The sequence below is a fragment of the Natrinema limicola JCM 13563 genome, from assembly GCF_000337475.1.
Taxonomy (GTDB): domain Archaea; phylum Halobacteriota; class Halobacteria; order Halobacteriales; family Natrialbaceae; genus Natrinema; species Natrinema limicola.
In genome coordinates this window covers 1-341 of record NZ_AOIT01000084.1, presented here as the reverse complement: position 1 = coordinate 341, position 341 = coordinate 1, and the positions used below count along the sequence as shown (strand labels likewise).

The 341-nt window shown below is 66.3% G+C and carries 1 protein-coding gene; it reads right to left on the bottom strand.

Annotation, left to right across the window (positions count from 1 at the left end; translation table 11 throughout):
- The coding region (locus C476_RS16815) for a thiolase family protein (RefSeq protein WP_008015187.1) at nt 1–341 on the bottom strand (341 nt) is incomplete at both ends.

The following is a 341-nucleotide window of genomic DNA, read 5'->3' as shown; positions in this document are numbered from 1 at the left end:
ACGAGCGCGGACGCCCCGTCGCTGATCGGACAGGAGTCATAGAGCGTGAAGGGAGATGCGATTTCGGGGGCTCCGAGTGCCTCCTCGACCGTGATCTCCTGTTGGAGGTGGGCGTGGTCGTTGACGAGCGCGTTGTCGTGGTTTTTGACCGCGATGTGAGCCAGATCCTCGTGCGTGCCGCCGTACTCGTCGAAGTAGGCCCGTGCCATCAGCGCGTACGCACCTGGGAAGGTGACACCCGACCGGACTTCGTAGAGGTCGTCGGCCGCGCCGGCCAGCCCCTTCGTCGCTCCGGCCGTGCCCATGTTCGTCATCCGCTCCATGCCGCCGGCGACGACGAC